The following is a 230-nucleotide window of genomic DNA, read 5'->3' as shown; positions in this document are numbered from 1 at the left end:
CGTTTTAATAATAAATGGGCTGGTTACTCTGGCAAAATCAACGCCCTTTTTAGTAAAACAGGTTAAATCTACACTCATTGTTTGCCATGTATTTAAGGCTGAATTTTTAAGCTCATTGGTAATATTAAGCTCGCCACCACAGCCTTGCTCGCATTTCATACCTAGTTGCACTTGCTCTGTTGGCATTGTATTTATTTTATAGCTAAAACTAAGCGCTGAATTGGCCTCAC

The 230-nt window shown here is 37.8% G+C and carries 1 protein-coding gene; it reads right to left on the bottom strand.

Features of this window, described 5'->3' with window-relative positions; all coding sequences use genetic code 11:
* A partial coding sequence (locus R2R70_RS23595; protein ID WP_410979432.1) for a putative glycoside hydrolase occupies positions 1-230 on the bottom strand: 230 nt, incomplete at both ends.

The organism is Cobetia sp. SIMBA_158, from assembly GCF_046566945.1.
In the GTDB taxonomy this organism is placed as follows: domain Bacteria; phylum Pseudomonadota; class Gammaproteobacteria; order Pseudomonadales; family Halomonadaceae; genus Cobetia; species Cobetia amphilecti.
Note: the sequence above shows the minus strand (reverse complement) of the source record. Positions and strands in the feature narration are given on the sequence as shown.